This is a genomic window from Vibrio sp. QJM3NY_39, from assembly GCF_057785895.1.
Genome location: NZ_CM173506.1, coordinates 1,360,538 through 1,381,635, shown reverse-complemented (window position 1 = coordinate 1,381,635; position 21,098 = coordinate 1,360,538). Strand labels below are relative to the sequence as shown.

At 43.9% G+C, this 21,098-nt stretch carries 13 protein-coding genes and 1 pseudogene; 4 read left to right on the top strand and 10 right to left on the bottom strand.

Annotated elements, in window-relative coordinates:
* Positions 1-45: 45 nt before the first annotated feature.
* The 6 genes from AC3CHU_RS22000 to AC3CHU_RS21975 form a co-directional block, all read right to left on the bottom strand.
* Complete coding sequence (locus tag AC3CHU_RS22000; RefSeq protein ID WP_054545616.1) at positions 46-1,359, bottom strand: HlyD family type I secretion periplasmic adaptor subunit; 1,314 nt, start codon at positions 1,357-1,359, stop codon at positions 46-48.
* Positions 1,352-3,604: an ABC transporter transmembrane domain-containing protein gene (locus AC3CHU_RS21995; protein WP_488525683.1), complete on the bottom strand. Its 2,253-nt coding sequence runs from the start codon at positions 3,602-3,604 to the stop codon at positions 1,352-1,354. Before AC3CHU_RS21995 ends, AC3CHU_RS22000 begins: the two co-directional genes overlap by 8 nt.
* Positions 3,601-5,247, bottom strand: coding sequence for an ABC transporter transmembrane domain-containing protein (locus tag AC3CHU_RS21990; RefSeq protein WP_488525682.1), 1,647 nt, complete (start codon positions 5,245-5,247; stop codon positions 3,601-3,603). The genes AC3CHU_RS21995 and AC3CHU_RS21990 overlap by 4 nt, the downstream gene beginning before the upstream one ends.
* A 139-nt stretch (positions 5,248-5,386) precedes the next feature.
* The gene (locus AC3CHU_RS21985) at positions 5,387-6,022 is read right to left on the bottom strand and encodes a CatB-related O-acetyltransferase (protein ID WP_488525681.1); all 636 of its coding nucleotides are present in this window, start codon (positions 6,020-6,022) and stop codon (positions 5,387-5,389) included.
* 415 nt (positions 6,023-6,437) lie between these two features.
* A complete protein-coding gene (locus AC3CHU_RS21980) occupies positions 6,438-7,550 on the bottom strand; it encodes an NADH:flavin oxidoreductase (RefSeq protein WP_488525680.1) in 1,113 nt (370 codons plus the stop codon).
* A gap of 266 nt (positions 7,551-7,816) precedes the next feature.
* The gene (locus AC3CHU_RS21975; protein ID WP_171309403.1) at positions 7,817-8,452 is read right to left on the bottom strand and encodes an SDR family oxidoreductase; all 636 of its coding nucleotides are present in this window, start codon (positions 8,450-8,452) and stop codon (positions 7,817-7,819) included.
* 231 nt (positions 8,453-8,683) lie between these two features.
* Here AC3CHU_RS21975 and AC3CHU_RS21970 point away from each other — a divergent pair, with 231 nt between their 5' ends.
* Complete coding sequence (locus AC3CHU_RS21970; protein WP_488525679.1) at positions 8,684-10,612, top strand: winged helix-turn-helix domain-containing protein; 1,929 nt, start codon at positions 8,684-8,686, stop codon at positions 10,610-10,612.
* Positions 10,613-10,715: 103 nt separating this feature from the next.
* Here AC3CHU_RS21970 and AC3CHU_RS21965 read toward each other — a convergent pair whose 3' ends face one another.
* Both AC3CHU_RS21965 and AC3CHU_RS21960 read right to left on the bottom strand, forming a co-directional pair.
* The gene (locus tag AC3CHU_RS21965; protein ID WP_488525678.1) at positions 10,716-13,763 is read right to left on the bottom strand and encodes an efflux RND transporter permease subunit; all 3,048 of its coding nucleotides are present in this window, start codon (positions 13,761-13,763) and stop codon (positions 10,716-10,718) included.
* Between the two features lie 9 nt (positions 13,764-13,772).
* Positions 13,773-14,924, bottom strand: coding sequence for an efflux RND transporter periplasmic adaptor subunit (locus tag AC3CHU_RS21960; protein ID WP_488525677.1), 1,152 nt, complete (start codon positions 14,922-14,924; stop codon positions 13,773-13,775).
* Positions 14,925-15,200: 276 nt separating this feature from the next.
* Here AC3CHU_RS21960 and AC3CHU_RS21955 point away from each other — a divergent pair.
* From AC3CHU_RS21955 to AC3CHU_RS21945, 3 genes and pseudogenes are all read left to right on the top strand, one after another.
* Positions 15,201-15,460, top strand: a pseudogene (locus AC3CHU_RS21955) (hypothetical protein).
* 146 nt (positions 15,461-15,606) lie between these two features.
* Positions 15,607-17,148 carry an aspartate-alanine antiporter-like transporter gene (locus AC3CHU_RS21950; RefSeq protein WP_488525676.1) on the top strand — a complete coding sequence of 514 codons (1,542 nt, stop codon included), beginning with the start codon at positions 15,607-15,609 and terminating at the stop codon, positions 17,146-17,148.
* Positions 17,149-17,472: 324 nt separating this feature from the next.
* The gene (locus AC3CHU_RS21945) at positions 17,473-19,071 is read left to right on the top strand and encodes a bifunctional aspartate transaminase/aspartate 4-decarboxylase (protein ID WP_171317243.1); all 1,599 of its coding nucleotides are present in this window, start codon (positions 17,473-17,475) and stop codon (positions 19,069-19,071) included.
* A gap of 113 nt (positions 19,072-19,184) precedes the next feature.
* Here the strand turns inward: AC3CHU_RS21945 and AC3CHU_RS21940 are convergent, their stop codons facing one another.
* Together AC3CHU_RS21940 and AC3CHU_RS21935 are read right to left on the bottom strand one after the other, a co-directional pair.
* Positions 19,185-19,874: a hypothetical protein gene (locus tag AC3CHU_RS21940; RefSeq protein ID WP_114635146.1), complete on the bottom strand. Its 690-nt coding sequence runs from the start codon at positions 19,872-19,874 to the stop codon at positions 19,185-19,187.
* Positions 19,874-21,049, bottom strand: a complete 1,176-nt coding sequence (locus AC3CHU_RS21935; protein ID WP_114635144.1) for an OmpP1/FadL family transporter — start codon at positions 21,047-21,049, stop codon at positions 19,874-19,876. The genes AC3CHU_RS21940 and AC3CHU_RS21935 overlap by 1 nt, the downstream gene beginning before the upstream one ends.
* Positions 21,050-21,098 lie beyond the last annotated feature (49 nt).

The window sequence follows — 21,098 nt, the reverse complement described above, 5'->3', positions numbered from 1 at the left end:
TTCTACTTTCTTATTCGTTGACTATCCAGCTACTCTTTATAACGATTACCTTTCACCAAATGCGACACTCACATTGGTGTAGATCGGTTTCCATAAATACTGGAATACTGATTTCTCACCAGTGGTAATATCTACCTCGCCCGTCATACCTGGCAAGATAGAAAAGCTCTCAGGATTATCACGGAAATAAGGAACATCCACCGAGACGACTACTTCATAATAGATCTCGCCACGTTCGCTTTGACTTGTGGTCGGTGAAATACTCTCAACCGCCCCTTTTAGCGCCCCAAAGCGGCTGTAATCAAACGCATCAATCTTGATACGAGTCGGCTGCCCTACACTCACAAAACCAATATCTCTTGGCGACAAACGGGCTTTAAAATCGGCTTTCCCACCAACAGGAACAATTTCAACCACAGTGCCACCCGGCTGAATAACACCTCCGTTCTGTGTACTTGGCAGGCTTTGCACCAAACCTTGTAGCGGCGACACTAACATGGTGTTCGTCAATTTCGCTTGGCTTGAACGTACTCTGGCGTTCAGGGCTGACAAGTCAGAGACAGCTTTAGAACGATCATCGCTCACTTTAGCTTTCGCCTCCGCCAGAAGCTGTATGATTTTTTGATCATTACTGTCAGCTTGTCTAATCAATACAGACTTCTTACCACGAGCTTCTTCAATTTTCTGCTCAATGCTGGCCAGTTTTTGACGCATTTCAAGCACACGTAAGCGTGAAATGTTGCCCGATTTATAACCCTTTTCTAGTATGTTCAACTCTTGCTTAGTCGCATTCAACTCTTTCTCATAACTCGGCAAGGCCTTTTTTACACTACGAAGCTGTTCTGCAATTTGCTCACTCTCTTTCTCAAGCACCACTCGCTTTTGAAAATAGAGTGCTTTTTGCGCATTCAACTGCGCCTTTTGTTGGCTGACGATCTCTGGGTAATCGACCTCGAATTCAGCAAGATTAGGCTCACGTTGCTCAAGCAGCGCATTCATACGTTCCACACTGGCTAGAAGCGTCACTTGTTGAGACTTGAGCTCTTCAAGGGCGGTACGCTGGAAAGTGGCATCAAACTCAACAAGCGGCTGGCCTTTCTCAACCAACTGGCCTTCTTTTACGAGAATTTGCTTTAACTTACCGCCAATCGCACTTTGTAATACTTGCTTCTCGCCTTCCGGAATCACAGCACCTTTGGCTTTGGCGATTTCATCAACTTGAGTGACGACAGACCAAGTGGCAAAAGCAATAACACATAAGGCAACCGACCATGTGGCCAGCGCCAATGTACGAGCCGTATTTTGTGATTCAACAAGTTCACCGTAGCGCTTGCCCTTCTCGATAGATTGTTTAGTCATTAGCGACTCCTTGCTTAGACTCTGATTGTTCTTGTTGGGCTGCATTTTGTTGAGCAGACGAATCTTGAGTTGACGGCTGTAGCTCTTGAGATAACGGTTGCTCAGATAACTGCGGTTCTTGAGAAGCTTGAGGTTCTGAAGGCTGCTCCTGCTTCGAAGACTGTTCCGGCTCTAATGGGCCGGCATAAACCACTGCACCTTCATTTAATACCACTACTTTATCGGCAAGCTTGATTAAATCCGGATCGTGGGACGTGTAGATCACCGTTGCTTTTCCTTTTTTCGAGTGCACAAACTCACCAAATATACGTTTAGCATTTGGGTGAGCATCCGGCACAGGATTATCCATTAAGAACATAGGGTAGTCATAAACCAGCGCTTTCGCGTCAATGAGGATCTGCGCGACGCTGCCAGACAACATGTCAAAAAGGCTGTCCGGCTGAATACTGCTGATGGAAGTGTCTAGCCCACCTGACAATGTCTCGAACCAACGCTTTCCTCCCACCATTTCAATTGCAGAGATCATTTTCTGATCTTCGACTTTATGGCCGTCGTTTAGCCACTCTCGAATACTCAGCGTAAGCAAATCAGGATAAGCGGCTCGAATGAAACACCAGTGACGATAGAGCTGCGGGTCGTATTGGACGAGGTTAACGCCTTCAAGCTCGACCATGCCGTTTTGGATAGGCTGCAAGCCAGACAGCACTTCAATTAATGTTGATTTACCGCTCCCAGAAGGGCCGGTAATCGCGACAATTTCACCGGCTTCAATATCAAAGCTCACACCATTCAAGGCAGGGCGACTCTGTTTGGGATAGCGCAGTGTCACTTGGTCTAATTTCAAGCTAGGCGCTACCACAGGCAACGGGTGATGCTGGTAACTGAATTCACGCTCAGACGGCTGAGACAAAATACGGTTCACTTGCAGTTTGGATTGATTAAAGCTATTAAAACGCATCGCACTGTTTGCCAACACCTGAGCAGGACCCGTCACCTTAGATATCAACATCATTGAAGCAATCAAACCACCAGGGGTCATCACTTGTTCAAAAATAAGTCCTATACCTAACCCCATCACGGCTAATGTCGAACCAACCCCAATGAAATAGTAAATCGAGGTGTACCGGCTCTGGAGAACCGATTGATTAAAGGTCACTGTTGAAGCAAGAAGATTGGCCTTTTTGAAGCGTTGAATCCAGTGCTCTGAGAATCCGGCACTGCGAATAAAGGCAAGCTTGGATGACAATTCATTGGTCATATTTTGACGATTTGTACCTGCTACCGTCGATTGCATTGAGCGCTTGCTACTTGAGCGTATCGAACGCTTAGCTAATAGGTAATAAAGAACCAAAGAAACGATAGGAACCAGTACTAACCACCCACCTAACACACCTATCGCAAGTACAAAAATTAGAATGAATGGCAGATCAAACAGCGCATTTCCTAATGGCCCTGAAAGCACACCTGAAATACGCTCCGACAACATTACTTGGTTTTGTTGACTAGAAGAGGCTGTTTGCTGATTCTGAGCATAGCTATTTCGAAGCAGACGCTGCACGAGGGATTGAGAGATCTCACGACTTACTCGGTTGGAAACTGAAGCAAACACTCGGCTACGCAATGTTCTTAACCAACCCATCATCACAAACAACAACGCCGCGCCAATGGCGATACCTTGCAGCTCATGCCCTGCATCACCGCCAATCACATGGTCATAAATTGACATCGTGATGAAAGGAACGGCAAGCGCAAATAAGTTAGTGATAAAACTGACTAGCAGTAATTTAGGAATAATGGGGCGAAATGCATGTAATCTTTCGCCAACCCAATCAGGAGAAGCCTTCTCTAATGGCGGACCATCTATAACAATACAAAACTGCGGGACATCGGTAATGTCTTCATTGGTATCAAAAGCAATAAACTGTTTCGATTCTATATGACCAGAGACCAACTCATGTTCACCTAGCACCAGTAATACTAATTTGTGTTCGCCAACTTCATCTAGGTTGGCAACCAAGCGATAAGGCAATGCAAGCCTATCGAACAGGGCAAACATATCATCTATTGATTCAATCCCATTCTCATCGACCCATTGATGGGCGAACAACTGGATATTCGCATTCACTTCCAACTGCTTAAGAACGGAAAGGCTCTCGGTTTCTAAATGATTCATCACCTCTTGTCGACCGCTGGTATCTGCACGGTTGTTCGTACCTGAAGGGTTACCAATATCTAAACGATTCATACGACGGCCTCCTGATTGCTCTCGCTGTCGACCGTAAGAGCTCGACTTTCCACTGTAATGATTCGATTAGCCAATTCGCGAAGTTTAGAATAGTAGCTCACCATCAGTATCGTGCGTCCTGCCGTCACTTCTTCTTCCAAAACCTTAGCTAGGTTTCCAAGGGCATCTAAATCAAGTGAAGAATCAGGCCTTTCCAACATGATTATAGGTTTATCGCTTGCCAATTGAGCCGCGATATTGAGCATTTTCACGTTACCCATACTCAACAAAGAAGCACTCGTATGGCCGATTTGTGTCTCTAGTCCATCGGGTAATCGAGTAATTTCCTTGGTTAAACCCAAACGCTTTGCATAGTCACTGGCGCTTTGCGTTTTCTCAGGGTCAAAGCCACACAAGTTGTCAAGAATGGTCCCCGACACCAACTGCCCTTTAACGCCACAGTAGGCAACAATATTGGTTACGGATGCGATTGAAACTGCAGATCCGTTAATGAAGCACTCACCCGCTTTCAGATCATCAATACCTGCAATCGACGACAATAAATGACTGTTGGTGTGGCGATCCTCACTCTCTAACAATACCAACTCACCTTTATTCAGTGTGACATCAGCATGAGAGAGTTCACCGTATCTTTCAACGGTCGCTTGCTTAATTTCCAACGTCTCAAAGTCAGATAAAGGGAGCTTAGGTTGCTCAGAATCTGAAGGCTCAGATAGTGATAAGTCACTCAACTTTTCTATTGCCTGATTAGCACTGTGTATTGAATTAAGCTTAATTCGAACTCCCACCAAAGCACTTAAAGGTGCGACGGCTCTGCCCGACAAGATAGAACATGCCGCTAATCCACCAGTAGTTAACTGCCCATCCAACACCCACAAACTCCCCGTAATCACGAGTAAAACTGACGTGGCTAATGCGGCAAGCTGAATACATTCTTGGGCGAAGGCGTTCTGTTCTTCTTCTCTCGCTTTAGACTGAGAGCGAACATTATTGAGGGATTTAAACTGGTTGAAGATTCGAGACTCAACGGCCTGACGTTTGATTCCCTGAATGGTTTGGCTCAGCAAAATCAAGAACGCTTTTCGCTCCTGCTCATCTTGAGAGGCTTCTTCACTTAAGCTTTTAACGCGAATAGAAGATAACCAAACGATTCCGAGAGTAATAAGCCAAACTGCCAAAGGTATCGCCACCAGCTCACCGCCGATGTAAGCCACTAAGCCCAAGAAGATCAATGCAAAAGGTAAATCAATAAAGCCTGCAATCACACCGCCGGAATACCAATCTTTAACTTTTGATACTGAGCCCAGCCCCTCTTCCACACCGCCAACACCAATGTGGCGAAGATGGCCTGATGAAGCCGTTGTTACTCTTTCAACCAAGGTTTGATAGGTCGCTTTCTCGGTATTGCTGGCCGCGGCTGACAAAAGCCAAGTACGCACAAACCTGATCAATGCTTCCATGGCAACAGCCAACGCTGCACCCGCCAACAACAAAGTGGCAGTACCGTAACTTTGGTTAGGTAAAATACGATCATAAATTTGTAAAACCGTTAACGGAACGGCGAGAGAGAGAAGATTTATGAGTAAAGAAGGCAGTAGGACTTTTCCTACCACCCCTTTGTTTTTCATTGAACTTGCGGGCATACACAATCCTTATCCATGCTTATGAAATAAGATTGGTACACCATGTTGAGTATTGCAAGGTAACGGACTGATTTAACGTGTTTTTCAATATAACTATGACGCAGATCTTCCTACACAAATCTTCCGTTCTATTAGTGCTCTACAATCTGTTGTCATAATCCTCAATCGCCTGCTTTAACTTTGTAAAATCCGAATCACACAAGTGCTTTCTTAATGACTCAAACTTCTCTTCAGGCCAGTCGTATATTTTCATCGAAATCAGTTCTTCGATAACGGACTTGTCAAAACGGTACTTAACGACTTTCGCAGGAGAACCACCAACAATACTGTAGGGTGCGACGTCTTTTGTCACAACGCTATTCGCTGCAACCACAGCGCCTTCGCCAATCGTAACTCCGGGCATCACCATCGCTCGCATGCCTAACCACACCCCATCTTTAATATGGGTATCGCCTTTGCCGATATAGGCGTCTTCAATCACATCCATAAATGGATACAGTGAAAACCAGTCGACTCTGTGGGTATGGTTACCGCCCATGAGAATGACCACTTCTGCCCCGATACAAACATAGTCACCAATATAGAGTTCGTCGATTTCCCAACGAGGCTCCCACTGACGACTGACTTCGTCACCATGAAGATAACGGACAACTGAACCTTCAAACCCATTGTCCCAGCAATCGCTGTAGTAACTGTGTTGACCTTTGATGTGAATGTTGGGGTTGCTGACTACTTCATGCAGCAATTCGAATTTAGACCAATGCTTGTTTTGCATTTTTACCTCTGATTAATCTTTATTAGTTAAATATCAATATATTCGACAATACAGATTCAACGTGCACAGTTTCGCTGACGTAGTAGCAATGGGTGCCCTGATACATCAATAGTGTAGTCACAGTTGAAATGATCGTAATGCCGCTGAAACTAAAAAGGCGTCAGTGGATTCGAGGTTGCTTTAAGAGAGGCAGTAATTTCAAAGTTTGCTCAGTTTGTTATCGATAACTTGGTTAGATAATTTACAGGTATATTGTATCCGTTAATGCACACTCATTTGACAGAAGAATGTGATTAATAAGGTTACAAATATCATTTCGTAGAATACGGAATGAACAAGAGCCTGCGCGATTACACAGGCTCAAACTTAGACTCGCTTATAAATTTAGGCTTACGCTTGGGTCTAGGATCAGCGGTTACATGCGAGCAAGTTGTACTTTTCTTTCTTTATTCACCACGCAGAAGTTACCGCGCTTAGTACGACACTTAGAGCATCGTTCACATTCTACAGGACTTCTATCCCCCTCCTTCCAACGCTTAACTAAATGGGGTTCAGAAAGCAGAGGCCTTGAAAGCGCGAAGTATTCGATGCCCGTGTTGTTTGCAATCGCTTCGATAGCATCAAAATCCGTTAAGCCGCCAACGGTGATCACTGGAATGTCGACGTCTTGGCTGATCGCGTGACCATATTCGTGGAAGTAACCTTCCGCTTGAATGGTAAAACCATCGTGTGACTCGCCAATCATAGTATCGGCTTTACCATGAATATTACCTGACACGACAATGCCATCCACACCAATTTCTTCAAGCTTCTTACACACCAAGCGAGTTTCATCAAACGTCACGCCACCCTCAAAAAACTCAGAAGCTGTAAGCTTAACTAAGATAGGAAAATCATCACCCACCAACTTACGAGTCGCGGTATAGATCTCTAACAAAAATCTCATGCGGTTCTCAAGGCTACCACCGTATTCATCTTCACGTTGGTTGTAATAAGGGCTTAAGAACTGGTTAATTAGGTAAGTGTGAGCGGCATGAATTTCAACGCCATCAAAACGTGACTTCTGTGCTCTTAATGACGCTTGAGCAAAGGCATCAACAATGTAGTCGATCTCATCTTTGGTCATCGCTTTGCCTAGTGTTTGAGTTCCTTTTTCTGGGACCTCACTTGGTGCGTAGATTACTCGCTCGCCAAGATCATGCGTGGTTTTGGTGCCACCATAAGCCAATTGCATCACGATTTTAGAGTCGTTGTCGTGCACCAGTTGAGTCAGCTTCTGATACTCTGAAATGAATGAGTCGTTATACATACCCATCATGCCCGCATTCGGCTTTTCTTCTTCAACGATGTTCGCGTAACCCGTCACGATCAGGCCGACTTCACCTTGAGCCAACTCTTCATAGATAGCGTACAGTTTATCTGTCATATGCCCATCTTCGGTGGCCATATTTTCCCACGTTGCACTTCTCATGAAGCGGTTCTTTAGTGTCATCTTGCCAATGTGGGTTTCTGTAAACAAAGTGCTCAAGTGTCTTCCTCTCAAAATCGTGTTACGCGAGTTACCCATCAAGCATGGGCACTGATTCAGGCGGATACTACAGAGAATAAACTAGGGAAAACTTAATCTAGATTAAGAGAGCGGCACTCTCATATGAGAAAAAGGCAGAAAGACAGGAATTAAAGAAGACAAAGGAAGTAAACAGAAGCCACTTAATTTCACTAAACGGCTTCACAGATTTATAAGCTTATAGCTTTATAGCTTGAAGGCTTTACTAAAATTCAGACTTAACAGCATTACCCATATTTAACCGTAGGATCAACACACTGATAGATCTGCCCAATGCTCGCTTCATTGGTTAACAAGGCTTCGATAAGTCGCGCCACTTCTTGCCGGTAAATCACACCATGAACTTCGACCTGCTGGGACAGCTCACCGTTGCCAGTCTCCTCGCCGTCTAACAAGCCACCCGGACGTAAGATTGTGTAATCCAGAGAACTCGAGGTTAGCCAAGCTTCAGCCAACGACTTTTCACGAACCGCTGCGCCAAACCCTTTTCTAGATCTCTCAGACAAATACTGCCAAGAGTCACCACAACCTAACGACGTTACCAGCACAAATCGAGCGATACCATTGGCTTCAAGCGCATCAGTCAGATGTCGGTGTCCAATATAATCAACGGGAACATCCGCTCTGAAGCTGCCCATACTAGAAACGACCAGTGCCGATTTAGGTAATTGAGCAACCACAGATTCAACCTGTTCTTTATCGGTAGCATCACAACGCAGTGTGGTGATACCAAGTTCAGCCAAGAGCGTGTTCTTCTCTGGGCTTCTCGCAATCGCTATCACTTGATAATCTTGTTTGTGAAAATGCTCAACAATTGCAGCACCCAATCCACTTCCTGCTCCCCATACAACGACCGTACTCATAAAAAACCTCATAATATTCATGTTGTAGTGATACTAACCAGACAATTTAAACCGTTCCTTTATTTAGATCAACAGATGCGAATAAGTCTCAATATTATTTTTATTTTTTTGCTGGCTCTTACTAATCCGCTCAAAAGCACGACCACTTATCATAATTAGGCATTGGTTGATTGAATTGCCCAAACATGTCTACTAAAGTAATTTTAATACAATGACTTAGTCTCGGTGGTTATGAAAAAAGAACGCATTCAATACTCTTTCGACGTGTGGTTATTTATTCCTGATGAAGACAAACTCATCATGAATGATGAAGACGTGATCATCGACAATCGCTTGTCCAAGCTACTCAACTTTTTCTGCCAAAATCCTAAGATCGTATTCTCACGAGATGAGCTGATTAATGAAGTCTGGAATGGCTCAATCTTGACAGATCAGGTGATCACGCAAGCCATTTTTGAACTGCGCAAAATACTCAAAGCGGCTGAACGACATTCCATGGGACACATCATCACCGTGCCCAAACGCGGTTATAAACTCGATGTTGATGTACACAAAACCATCTTAGTACCTGCAAGTGTTACCACAGATACCGTGTCAGTTGCAGACATGAATCATGCACCTAATGCTTTTGGTTCCTTTCCTTCAACTCAATCAGACGCACCAGATACATCGCCAGTTTTGGATGAGGATAAAAAACAACAAGTCGAACCAAAAGCAGAATCGGTTACTGGTGAGAACCTAATAAGCGATCAAGGCTCAGAGGCCAAAACCGTACTCGAAGAACCTAAAGAGAGTTCAATCGATGCAACCTCAGAAAAACCTGCTTCACAAGAGCCTGTTCAGCCTGTTGATCCGCAACCTAGCGCTTCGAGACCTAGCGATTCGAGCTATGTCGATCCAAGCCATACCGATTCGAGTACAGCACAGTTCATTCAACAGTCACCTGTAAATAAAACAGCAAACGACAAACAAGCGCCTATAGCAGCCAATAAACCTCAGAAAAAAACGTCTCGTGCTGTGATGTTTGGGGGCGCTATAGTTATTGCGCTTGGACTTATTTGGTGGACGTTAAAACCGACCAGCCCTACATCGGACGCCTTCGATTTGAGCAGTTTAAATACCGCCGCTAATGAATCAAACCAACCACTCGCTGACTCAAATCAATCAACGGAACAAAATCGTCTTAATCAAACAGCAGACAGCCAAAATCTAGATGCCCACAAAGCACACGAATCTGTGCACTACTTGTCTTTAGAGCCTAGATACATCTACGTAAGTATCGATGACAACTTGAAGACGGATGCCTTTAAGCGTGGGATCATCCATAAATTAATGAGCTACTTGACCACCTATCGCGATTTTCGTGTCGTAATCGATGAAACCTTGGTGCCAAATTCAGCCAACGTGATCAGTTTCAAGAGTGAAATTGATGGTGATAGAGAATACCTTGATATCACCTACTTCAACCGAATTTCTAACTTCAGACACCTAGGTCGAGATTACCTGATTGACCCAGCTTCACTCCACACGACCATGCGTTCAATGCTCGATGACCTGTTGGATTCATTTAGTTTGGATATTCAAAAATCGATATTAAAGCAACAAATCTCTGAGTTACCCAAACAAGAAGAAGCCTTAAAGCTCACCCTTGAAGCGCTCGGACTCACCTTCATGACATTAGACAGAACCGACACCTTGTCTAAGATCGCCCAAGCCAATGAGCTAGAACCCGACAACCACTTCATTATGTCGAACCGTTACATGTATGAGCTTGCCGACATTTTTATAATGAGATCGAAGAATAAGAATAAGCAGGTTGAAGCGCTCAATAAGAAATTCAAAAAACAGTTACTAAATGCTCAGAACAATGCTAACTCTTATCGAGTCTATGACGCGTTAGCAGCCTACTTCCTCACTGAAGATAACCCTAACCAAGCCGAATACTATCTGAGCTTGATCCCGAGGAATGAATACAGTGTGATGTCTATGATTATCTTGGCAAAAATTGAAGAATCTCAAGGCAACCCTTCAATGGCGGAAGAGTATTACTATGAAGCGATATTAGAATCTGGCCACCCTGTAGTTTTGAAAGTCGCTCAAACACTGTTTTTCAAAAGTAACATCACCGAGATTGAATCCAAATTGGGTATCAAGCATTGATGAGTTTATAATTCTCGATCATTAAGAAGCACACAGCCCATACAGGCGATGTGCTTCTTGTGAGCTAAATACTAGTGAATAAAATAACAAACTGGATAACGGACTAAACTTCTTGCTCTTGCCCGCGGTGATCCGCAGCCAAGTAGGTGTATATCGTTGGTACAACGAACAGAGTGAATAATGTACCCACCGACATACCAACCGTGATGACCAAACCAATAGAGAAACGGCTTTGCGCACCGGCTCCGCTTGCTATGAGCAGCGGTACGACACCGACAACCATCGCAGCTGTGGTCATCAATACTGGTCTCATTCGAACAGTCGCTGAACGAATAGCGGCCTCGCGTCGGCTACATTTCAATTCCTGTTGCATTTGGTTTGCAAACTCCACAATCGGAATACCGTGCTTACTGATTAAGCCTATCAAGGTCACCAGCCCTACTTCGGTGTATATGTTGAGCGTATCAATGCCTAAATACAGTGGCATCAGAGCACCAAAGATAGACAATGGCACACTGGTTAATACCACTAGTGGGTCTCGCAAACTTTCAAATTGAGCAGCCAGAACCAAGTAAATAATCACAAGAGCAAGGAAGAACGTCGTAACCAGTGAAGAGCCTTCTTGTAGGAACTGTCTCAATTGGCCTGAAGTATCCGTCGTATAAGATTTAGGCAATATCTTCGCTGCCCCTTCTTCCATCACTTTATAGGCTTCACCGATACTGATTCCCGGCATCATTTTCGCTTCAATCATGGCGCTATTAAGCTGTTGAAACTGATCCACTTTCGATGGCTGTACTGATTGGCTAATTTCAATCAATGACGCCAGCGGGACCATCTCATTGGTGTTAGAGCGTACGTGGTAGCTCTTCAGATCATCCCAAGAGTTACGGTTCTCGTTAGGTACCTGAGTGATAACTTGATAGCTGCGCTGATCCATCGAGAAGTAATTCACGAAGCCTTCACTGATAAAGCGAGACAACACGGTACCTATGTCTTGTGCGTTCACGTTCATCTGAGCCGCTTTATCGCGGTCGATGCGAATCTCTACCTGTGGCTTATTAAAATTCAGGTCGTTTTGCACATAGATGAACTTGCCACTCTTCTGTGCGTACTCTTTCAGTTTTTCAGCGTACTGATAGAGATCCTGATAAGAACCCGTTGGCGTTTTCAGAACCATTTGGAATGGCAGACCTTGCGGCGTGCCTGGCAAATCCGGTGGAGAGAAGGTATACACCTGCAAACCCGGTAATACAGAACTCTCTTTTTCGAAACGTTGCATTACCTCTTTTGCCGTTGCGTCACGCGAATCCCAATCTTTCAATACACCCAAACCAAAGAACGCATTGTTGTTCATGTAACCGTTATCTAGCATGGTCATTTCGACTTCATCGTTCTTGTTGATAGAGTCAATCAGAGCCGGAGTAAAGTGGCGAATGTAATCGGTATTCGCTTGTGCAGGACCTTGTCCCATCACAATCATCACGCCTTGATCTTCTTCAGGTGCCAGTTCAGATGAAGTATTCATAAACATGAACACCAGACTGATCAGCAACGTTCCTACCACAGGCCAAATATAAACACGGTTATTCAACACATGTTCGAGCACTTTACGATAGCGCTCTGTTACGCCTTCAATTACCGCATCGATTTTCTTAACCAGTTTTCCGTCGAGAACCGATTTATTAAGCAGTTTTGAACACATCATCGGCGTTAGCGTTAAGGCGATGAAACCCGAAATTAGTACTGAACCCGCCAAAGTGAATGCGAACTCAGTAAACAACTTACCGGTGAGCCCCCCCATGAAACCAATCGGCGCATACACTGCGGCCAATGTAATGGTCATCGCGATAACCGAGCCTGCAATTTCACGAGCACTGTCTATAGCAGCCTTAATTGGGCTGGTTCCATCTTCTAAGTGACGAAAGGTGTTTTCCACAACAACGATGGCATCATCAACCACCAGCGATATTGCTAATACCATGGCAAGCAGCGTCAACAGGTTAATACTGAAGCCCATGCTCAACATGAAGAACATAGAGCCAATCAATGACAAAGGAATCGTTACAAGTGGTATCAACATCGCTCGCATTGAGCCCAAAAAGGCGAAGATAACGATGACTACGATCAGTGCGGCTTCGATTAAGGTTTTTGCTACTTCATCAATTGAGGTTTCGATAAACTTAGTCGAGTCATAGATTACATCCGCTTTAATACCTTCAGGTAAGCCTGCTTGGATCTGTGGAAGCAATTCGTAAATGCCTTCAACAACGGTCAATGGATTAGATGTTGCCGTATTGCTGATCGCCGTTGATACGGTAGTCACACCATTGAACTCAACGTCTGAGTCATAGTTTGCTGCGCCTAGTTCAACCGTCGCCACATCTTTTAAGTGCACCAGTTGCCCGTCATGCGCTTTCAAAGCCATGTTCTTGAAATCGTCTACCGAACTTGAATCGGTATGGGCGTTAATATCAACTTCGATATAAGGGTTTTGCAACTTGCCCGCCGCACTCACAATGTTATTTGCACGAAGCGCGTTTTGAACATCTTCAGCCGTCAGACCATATGAAGCCAGTCGTTGAGGGTTCAGCCAGATTCGCATTGCAAAATCTTCTTGCCCCAATATGTCAACCTTTGACACCCCCTCAACAGTAGAGAAAGTCGGCTTAACTACGCGGCTCACATAGTCCGAGACTTGCTCCGTCTTCAATGTGTCACTCGAAAATGAAACATATAAGATCGGAGATTGAGACGTCGATTTAAGAATACTCGGGTCCAATACACCCGACGGCAGCTTATATTTCACTTGCTGCACGAGAGACAAAATTTCGGTCAAAGCACTATCAGACGGATACCCTAGCTTCAAATAAACCGTGATAACCGACTTACCCAGAGCACTATCCGATGTCATGTAATCAATGCCCGCTGTTTGAGCAATTTCTGCCTGCAGTGGCTGCGTCACATACCCTTGAACGCTGGATGCACTGGCACCTGGATAACTCGTTGTAATGGTGATAACGCCTGTTTCAATTTCTGGATATTGACGCACTTGCAGTGAGGTGAAGGCTTTAAGGCCTAACACCAACAGTACAAGGCTTAATACCGTAGCCAAAACTGGACGTTTGATAAATACATCAGTAAATGTCATGGGAGTTTCCTAGTTACTTTGCTTAGTACTTTTGTCAGTAATCAGCGGATGTTGGTTATTAACTAGAACCCATCCACTATTCTTGAGTTGGTGTTGGTTTGAAGTCACAACCACATCCCCCTCTTTCAAGCCCGAAACCACACCAACATAACCGCCTTGTTTGGGGCCGACTTCAACAGTGCGCTGCACAACCTTGTACTCGTAGAATGGTGATGCATCGTTGCTCGAATGTTCGCTGGCCTTTTTAGTCGACGTATCCAACACAAACACGGTGTTTCCGTATAAGGTGTAACTGATCGCAACAGAAGGTACTGCCACGATAGTGTCCGATTCTGATGTGATTAACGTAGCGTCGACATACATACCCGCCTCTAACGGCACGGCTTGGTTAGCCATGGCTCTCAATTCGATATTGTGCGTGTTGCTGTCTGAGCTCGGTTCAATGGCAGAAATCGTGCCGTGAAAGACTTCGTCATTCGTTGCTTCTGAATTAAACTGTAAATCTTGCCCTACCTTCACATCGTGTAAATAAAGCTCTGGAATAGAGAAATCGACATATTGCTTTGATTTGTCTTCCAGTTCGACAATCGCTGTACTTGAATTAATAAAGTCACCCACATCGATATTACGAATCCCAACGCTGCCAGAAAATGGCGCTTTCACTTTCATGTAGTCAATTTGCGTAACAATATATTCCAGCTTTGCACCTTCAGCATTAAATTGAGCTTGTAGCTTATCAACCGAGTTTTTTGAAACACTGTTATTTCTAAGGAGCAATTTGTTTCTCATCAATTCGACTCTTACCAATTCAACTTTGGATAGCTGGCTCTTATAGTTGGACTTCAATAACGCATCATCCAATTTAACAAGAACATCACCTTTATTTACTTGCTGACCTGAAGTAAAGAGAATCTCTTTTACTTGGCCTGACATTTGGCTCGTCACATCAATAGATTGATTAGAATGAATGTTACCAATGACTTTTAAACTTTTATCCCAAGTATCTTGATTTACTTTTTCCGTTGTTACAGATATAGCTGGCAATTTAAAATTAGCGACCTTCTCTTTGATCATTTCACCTTTTACATAATGAAAGCCAAATACAAAAGACAGTAATATAAAAAGAGCTGACCCGACGATAACGCCTTTATACTTACTCATGTGTTCACCTTGTTTTTAAGTCTGGTCATTCTACCTATCGACACTGCCAATAAATCAAACTCATATAACATCCACCCAATCTTATATAAAATAAAAATCAAACTTTAAAAATCAAATACTTACGATGAAAACATCAATCGAAACTCAATTTTTATTTTATTGTTATTTTATTGCTATTTTATTGCTATTTTATTGCTATTTTATTTGAACATGATTTATCTATTTTCTCGATCGATATACTTCTCATCGTTCCTTAAACAAATAAACGAGTTAACTATGTCGAATCAAATTAATCATACTAAAGTCGCTATTAAAGAAAAGATGAAACGTATATATGGAGAAGATGTTACCCATAAACATAATAAAGACCATTTAGAATATAGAGAACATCAACCCTCTCATTCTGGTCAACATGGTGGCGACCCAGAAGGTCATAAGCATTTAGTCAATCACCATTCTGATGGTCATCATGATAAACATCACAAAGATAAAATGCATGACCATAAAAATCATCGCGACTGCATCATAAGAAGTAGAAGACTGGATAAATCCCAGATTATTAAAAATAAAGTATTAGATCAGTTCATCAACCAAATGTTGATTAATGCTTAATCAAACGTTAAACAAAATTAAAAAATGAAATAGCGCGTCAATGATGGTGCTATTTCATTCAAGGATTACTATGTCATTTATTATTGAACAACTTAGAGACTATCCGTTTATAGCGCTCTTTTTATCACTCGGTCTCGGTTACTTAATCGGTAAAATTAAAATCGGTAAATTTGAATTAGGTGGAATCGCAGGTTCACTGCTTGTTGCTGTAGCACTTGGTCAGATCGGCGGTATCGCGATCTCTAACGAAGTAAAAAGCATCTTCTTTGCTTTATTTATTTTTATGGTGGGTTACAACGGCGGTCCGCAGTTTTTCTCGTCATTCCGCCTTTCATCGCTAACACGCTTATTCGCTTCGTTTGTGATGACGTTTGTAGGATTAATCACGGTTGTGTTGCTCTCTAAATGGGCAGGACTAGATAAAGGTTTAGCGGCGGGCCTTGCGGCTGGTGGCTTAACACAATCGGCAATCATAGGTACTGCAGGTAATGCTATCGATCAGCTGAACCTAGCGCCAGATGTCACCTCAACACTTAAAACAAACGTGGCTGTGGGTTACTCAATCACCTACATCTTCGGCTCTCTTGGTCCGATTCTAATGATGTCACTCATTCCAATGGTAATGGGTTGGAACATAACCAAAGAAGCGAAGAAGCTTGCGGAAAAAATGGGGGCTGGCAGCAAGCAACTAAACGAGAGTGAATTCTCTGCATTGAACCGCGTATCTTCTCGTGCTTATCAAGTGACCGCGAACTCTATGTTTGTTGGGAAAAGTGTTGTCGAGTTAGAAGAAGCATTCGATGCTGACCTCACAATTGAAGCTATTTACCGCTCACACCAAGACACAGAATCAACGTTAGATTTGGCGAAGAACCCTATTTTAGCGGCGGGTGACAAAGTTTACCTTACTGGTCTGACTCAGGCATTTCCTAAAGTGACCTCATTGGGTATCGAACTCGGTGAATTTAGTGAAGAAAGCAATGTTGTCCAAACACAACAGAAGGTCGTACTCACGAATAAGAAACTAGCGGGTATTACGCTACGTAAGCTTCACGATGAAACGAATGCACGTATTCGTCGTGGTGTTTATATCACTCAGCTATCACGCATGGGCCATGATATTTCGACTTTGCCAGAAACCGAACTGCACATTGGTGACGAAATCACCTTAGTTGGACAAAAAGAAGACATAGCTAAAGTCATCAAAAAAATTGGCTACAACAGCCCACAGCCTAGTGTTACTGACTTCGTAACAATGTCTTTCGGCATGGTGCTTGGCTATCTGATTGGCGAGATTGGTTTCACTATCGGTGGTTCTCATATCGCTCTAGGTTCAGGTTTAGGTTGTCTGGTTTCCGGCCTACTTGTGGGCTACCTAAGAATGCGTACACCTCGTTTAGGCAGTGTTAACCACGGCGCAGCCAACTTTATGCAGACATTCGGCCTTGCAGTATTTGTTGCGGTTGTTGGTATTAATGCAGGCGCTCCAGCGCTGACGGCAATCAAAGAGAATGGCGTAACGCTCTTACTGCTAGGTGTGTTGGTCACTCTAATTCCTCAAGTACTGACGTTCCTATTCAACTACTACGTACTCAAAATCAAAAACCAGTAGAAGCGCTAGCGGTTATCGCGGGTAGCCGCAGTGCAAACCCTGCATTCGCATCGCTACTAGAAAAAACACAAAACAGCACACCAGTACCGAGTTTCACGATGACTTATGCGGTTGCCAATATCTTCCTCACCTTATGGGGTCCGATCATCATCAACCTCATTACCAAAATCTCGTAATCAACATCGAATCAGCCAATTGATGATTCAACTTATTCATTAACTACTTAACACAGTAGCTAGCCAAGCAGGCTAGCTGCTCAAAGAAATTAACTCATTTATATATCCAAAAAACTTGGATCTTAAACAAATTTAAAGAGAACCTACTATGAAACGCACAGATGAAAAACGCCTAGAAACACTAAGCCCATTCGAAGTAAAAAACACACTGATCGACCTTGCTCAACATTCACATGAGAAAACCATGATCAACGCTGGTCGTGGTAACCCAAACTGGGTCGCGACAGCGCCACGTGAAGCCTTTTTCCAATTAGGTATGTTTGCACTAGAAGAATCAAAATCGAATTTCTCAGGGTATGAAGGCTTTGGTGGAATGGGAGTTCAACAGGATATTAGCCTACGCTTTCTTCAGTTTTGTGAAAAATACGAAGACCAAGAAGGTGTGCAATTCCTCATTGAAGCCTTCCAGTTTATTACGGATCAATATCAGGTAGACGGTGATGCGCTTATTTATGAATGGGTTGAGGGGATTCTAGGTAACAACTACCCAGTGCCTGATCGCATGCTCAAATATTCAGAACTTATTGCTCGCAAATACATTGAGCAAGAAATGGCGGGCTCGCAGCCATTACCTGCAGGAAAGTTTGACTTGTTCGCCGTTGAGGGTGGCACAGCGGCCATGGTTTACATCTTTAACACGCTAAAGAGCAACCGACTATTGAACCCTGGTGACACCATCGCGATTGGTGCGCCGATTTTCACTCCGTATATCGAAATGCCAGAGCTAGAAGATTACGCGCTCAACAAAGTAGAAATCATGGCGGATGAAGCGTCTGCGTGGCAAATCCCAGACTCTGAATTAGAAAAACTTAACGATCCAAGTGTTAAAGCTTTCTTCCTCGTTAACCCAAGCAACCCAGCTTCGGTTAGATTAAGCGATGAGACACTCTATAAGATTGCAGAGGTTGCTAACCGTCGCCCTGACCTAATCCTTCTTACTGATGATGTTTATGGCACTTTCGCTGATAACTTCACATCATTAGCAATGCTGGCTCCGAAGAACACTATTCTAGTGTATTCATACTCTAAGTACTTTGGTGCAACAGGCTGGCGTTTAGGCGTGATTGGCGTACATGAAGACAACAACTTCGACCGTATGATTGCTGATCTTCCAGAGGAAACCAGAGGCACACTAACGGCAAGATACCAAGGCATTGCACTTGAGCCGAGTAAGATTAAGTTCATTGATCGTTTAGTGGCAGACAGCCGTGCAGTAGCACTGAACCATACGGCCGGTCTTTCAACACCTCAGCAGATTCAGATGACAATGTTCTCGCTACTGTCTTTGATGAAGGATGGTGAAGAATACAAACGACTCGCGAAACAAATTGTGCGTCGTCGCTACCACACTCTAATGCAGAATAACTTAGCCGCGCCAATCGTTGCTGAAGGCGATCAAACCGGTGCATTCTATTACGTGGAGATTGATCTGAAAGAGATTGCTCAAACGATTCACAGCAACGATTTCTTCGCATGGTTAGAAGAAACGTATGAGCCGCTTGATTTCTTGGTACGCCTTGCAGAAGAACATGGTGTGATTGTGATGCCTGGGGCAGGTTTTGATGCGCCAACGTGGTCTCTGCGTGTGTCTCTCGCGAATCTAGAGGAAGCACAATACGCAAATATCACCAAAGCGATGAACGCGGTAATGCAAAGCTATGTTGAACGTTACGAAGCGGCTTGCTAACACGACCTCAACACTAGAAAGCTCATAGAAGAGCGATAAGTTCTGAGTGTAGATTCACTAAATTAGTGAGCCTACACTCAGTTCTTTTTATCTAAGACGATATGTTAGAAAAGCTATTTGAACTCATAGGTATAAGAAGCGCCAACACTGTTATTTTCACCGAAGTCATCCTCAGCAAAAATAGTGAAAAAGTTGAATGATTGAGCATCACTCAACTTGTAGCTAGCACCGACGCCTGCCCAATACCCTGAATAATCATCAGACCCCATTGAACCGCCACCGAAGCCCATGATAGACCATTCATCAGTAATCGTTTTTAAACCAAACGCACCAATGTAGCCACCGTGTGTTGAGCTCGGCATCAACACATAGTCAGAACCAACGTTATCATCATCGAAAACAGCTACTTCGCCGTCATTATAGCTGTAACCAGCCATAGGGAAGATTTGCCAACCGAACGGCTCAATATCGAAATAGCTCAGTGGTATAAATGTGCCAATACTGTAGTTGTTCTTATAAGCATCGTTGTCATATTCAGAACGGCTAAAGTTGAAGTTCACAATACCCATAGGCAACAGCCATGAACCGCCTAATCGCCACTCTTCACCGTCGGCATTGACACGAGCATTGATCATTCGCGCTTCATCTAAACCAATAGAGCCTGAAAACTGCAAATCTTCGTTATAAGCAACGCCAGCTTTTGTCACGATTTTAGTCGGATCATCAGGGTGCTTCTCTTCAGCCAAAGCATCCATCGATCCGAACGTTGCCACAGCAACAAGTAATAGATTACGTAATGTCATTAGAAGGTCGCACTAACGCCAACAAAGTGGATACGGCCGTCGAACGAACCATCAACCATTAGACGATCCATTTCAACCGAACCCAAGTCAGCGTATTCGTAGAACACGTCGATCAAGATATCATCCCAATACGTTGAAGCACCTACTGAGTAGCGATACTGTTCGCCAACAGGGAGGTCAACCCATTGCATTGACGGATCATCTTGTGGAGAGGTTTCGTAAGAGAAGCCCGCTTTTAAACGCCAGTCTGAATTCAATTGATAATCAGCACCAACCGCAAATTTCCAAACATCATCCCAGTCACGCTTGATTGGAATTCCGCCTGTAGGGTCACCACCAACTGATGCACCAAAGTCTAGTACTGTCTCGTCCCACGCGCTCCAACGATGGAACTGAATACTTGCCAATAGGTCAAGTTGTTGGTTCAAGGCATAACTAGCACTGACATCGACAATCTCAGGTAACGCAATATCCGTAGATAAAGAACGATTGCTACCAGGTAATGGGCCTTTTAACTCATTCTTAAACTCATGTTCTAGTTTCGAGCGGTAGCTGGCACCCAACTTAAGTTTATCCGTTGGTGTATACATCACACCAAGGTTATATCCATAGGTCCAATCGGTATCTTGTTTAGCTGTAAACCCAGAAGTTGACTGCTCAAATGCTGCCCAGCTCAATTGCACACCCGCGCCTACTGACCACTGGTCATTCAGCTTATAACTCAGTGATGGATTCACTTGCATTGCTGTGAGAGTGATATCTTCTAGAAGTGCAGCACCCGCCCAATCACTGCCATAATCGAGGCTTGAACCGCCAACAGCACCAAGCGCAATACCAAAGTGTAGTTTGTCTGTGACTTGATGAGCATGAAAGGCACCAAATGAGGGAAGAACTGAGTGCCCTTTTCCATCATCGCTAGAATCTTGGTTATCTTGATATTTCATCTCAAGATCAAACGCCATAGTATTAATGGTAGTCTTGCTTTCGCCCATGTGTGACATGGTGGCTGGGTTGGTCCACATCGCCGCAGCCGAACGAGTGTAAACACCATCACCGGCACCAGTAGTACCGGCATTGGCGACAACAGCTTCTTGCAAAAACAAACCACTTGCGAAAGCATTTAAGCTTGTAAAAATTGCGGTGGCAGCTAGCGAGTAAGTAAAAGTTTTGTTCATCAGATTGCTCATTTAGCCTTAGACATTAAATTGCTCTAAGGTTACCGCA

Bases quoted from the DNA above. Each gene is read 5' to 3' on its own strand.
- AC3CHU_RS21950 (WP_488525676.1), top strand. From the start codon at position 15,607: ATGTCATTTATTATTGAACAACTTAGAGACTATCCGTTTATAGCGCTC.
- AC3CHU_RS21935 (WP_114635144.1), bottom strand. From the start codon at position 21,049: ATGAACAAAACTTTTACTTACTCGCTAGCTGCCACCGCAATTTTTACA.
- AC3CHU_RS22000 (WP_054545616.1), bottom strand. From the start codon at position 1,359: ATGACTAAACAATCTATCGAGAAGGGCAAGCGCTACGGTGAACTTGTT.
- AC3CHU_RS21940 (WP_114635146.1), bottom strand. From the start codon at position 19,874: ATGACATTACGTAATCTATTACTTGTTGCTGTGGCAACGTTCGGATCG.
- AC3CHU_RS21945 (WP_171317243.1), top strand. From the start codon at position 17,473: ATGAAACGCACAGATGAAAAACGCCTAGAAACACTAAGCCCATTCGAA.
- AC3CHU_RS21975 (WP_171309403.1), bottom strand. From the start codon at position 8,452: ATGAGTACGGTCGTTGTATGGGGAGCAGGAAGTGGATTGGGTGCTGCA.
- AC3CHU_RS21965 (WP_488525678.1), bottom strand. From the start codon at position 13,763: ATGACATTTACTGATGTATTTATCAAACGTCCAGTTTTGGCTACGGTA.
- AC3CHU_RS21990 (WP_488525682.1), bottom strand. From the start codon at position 5,247: ATGCCCGCAAGTTCAATGAAAAACAAAGGGGTGGTAGGAAAAGTCCTA.
- AC3CHU_RS21960 (WP_488525677.1), bottom strand. From the start codon at position 14,924: ATGAGTAAGTATAAAGGCGTTATCGTCGGGTCAGCTCTTTTTATATTA.
- AC3CHU_RS21985 (WP_488525681.1), bottom strand. From the start codon at position 6,022: ATGCAAAACAAGCATTGGTCTAAATTCGAATTGCTGCATGAAGTAGTC.
- AC3CHU_RS21995 (WP_488525683.1), bottom strand. From the start codon at position 3,604: ATGAATCGTTTAGATATTGGTAACCCTTCAGGTACGAACAACCGTGCA.
- AC3CHU_RS21970 (WP_488525679.1), top strand. From the start codon at position 8,684: ATGAAAAAAGAACGCATTCAATACTCTTTCGACGTGTGGTTATTTATT.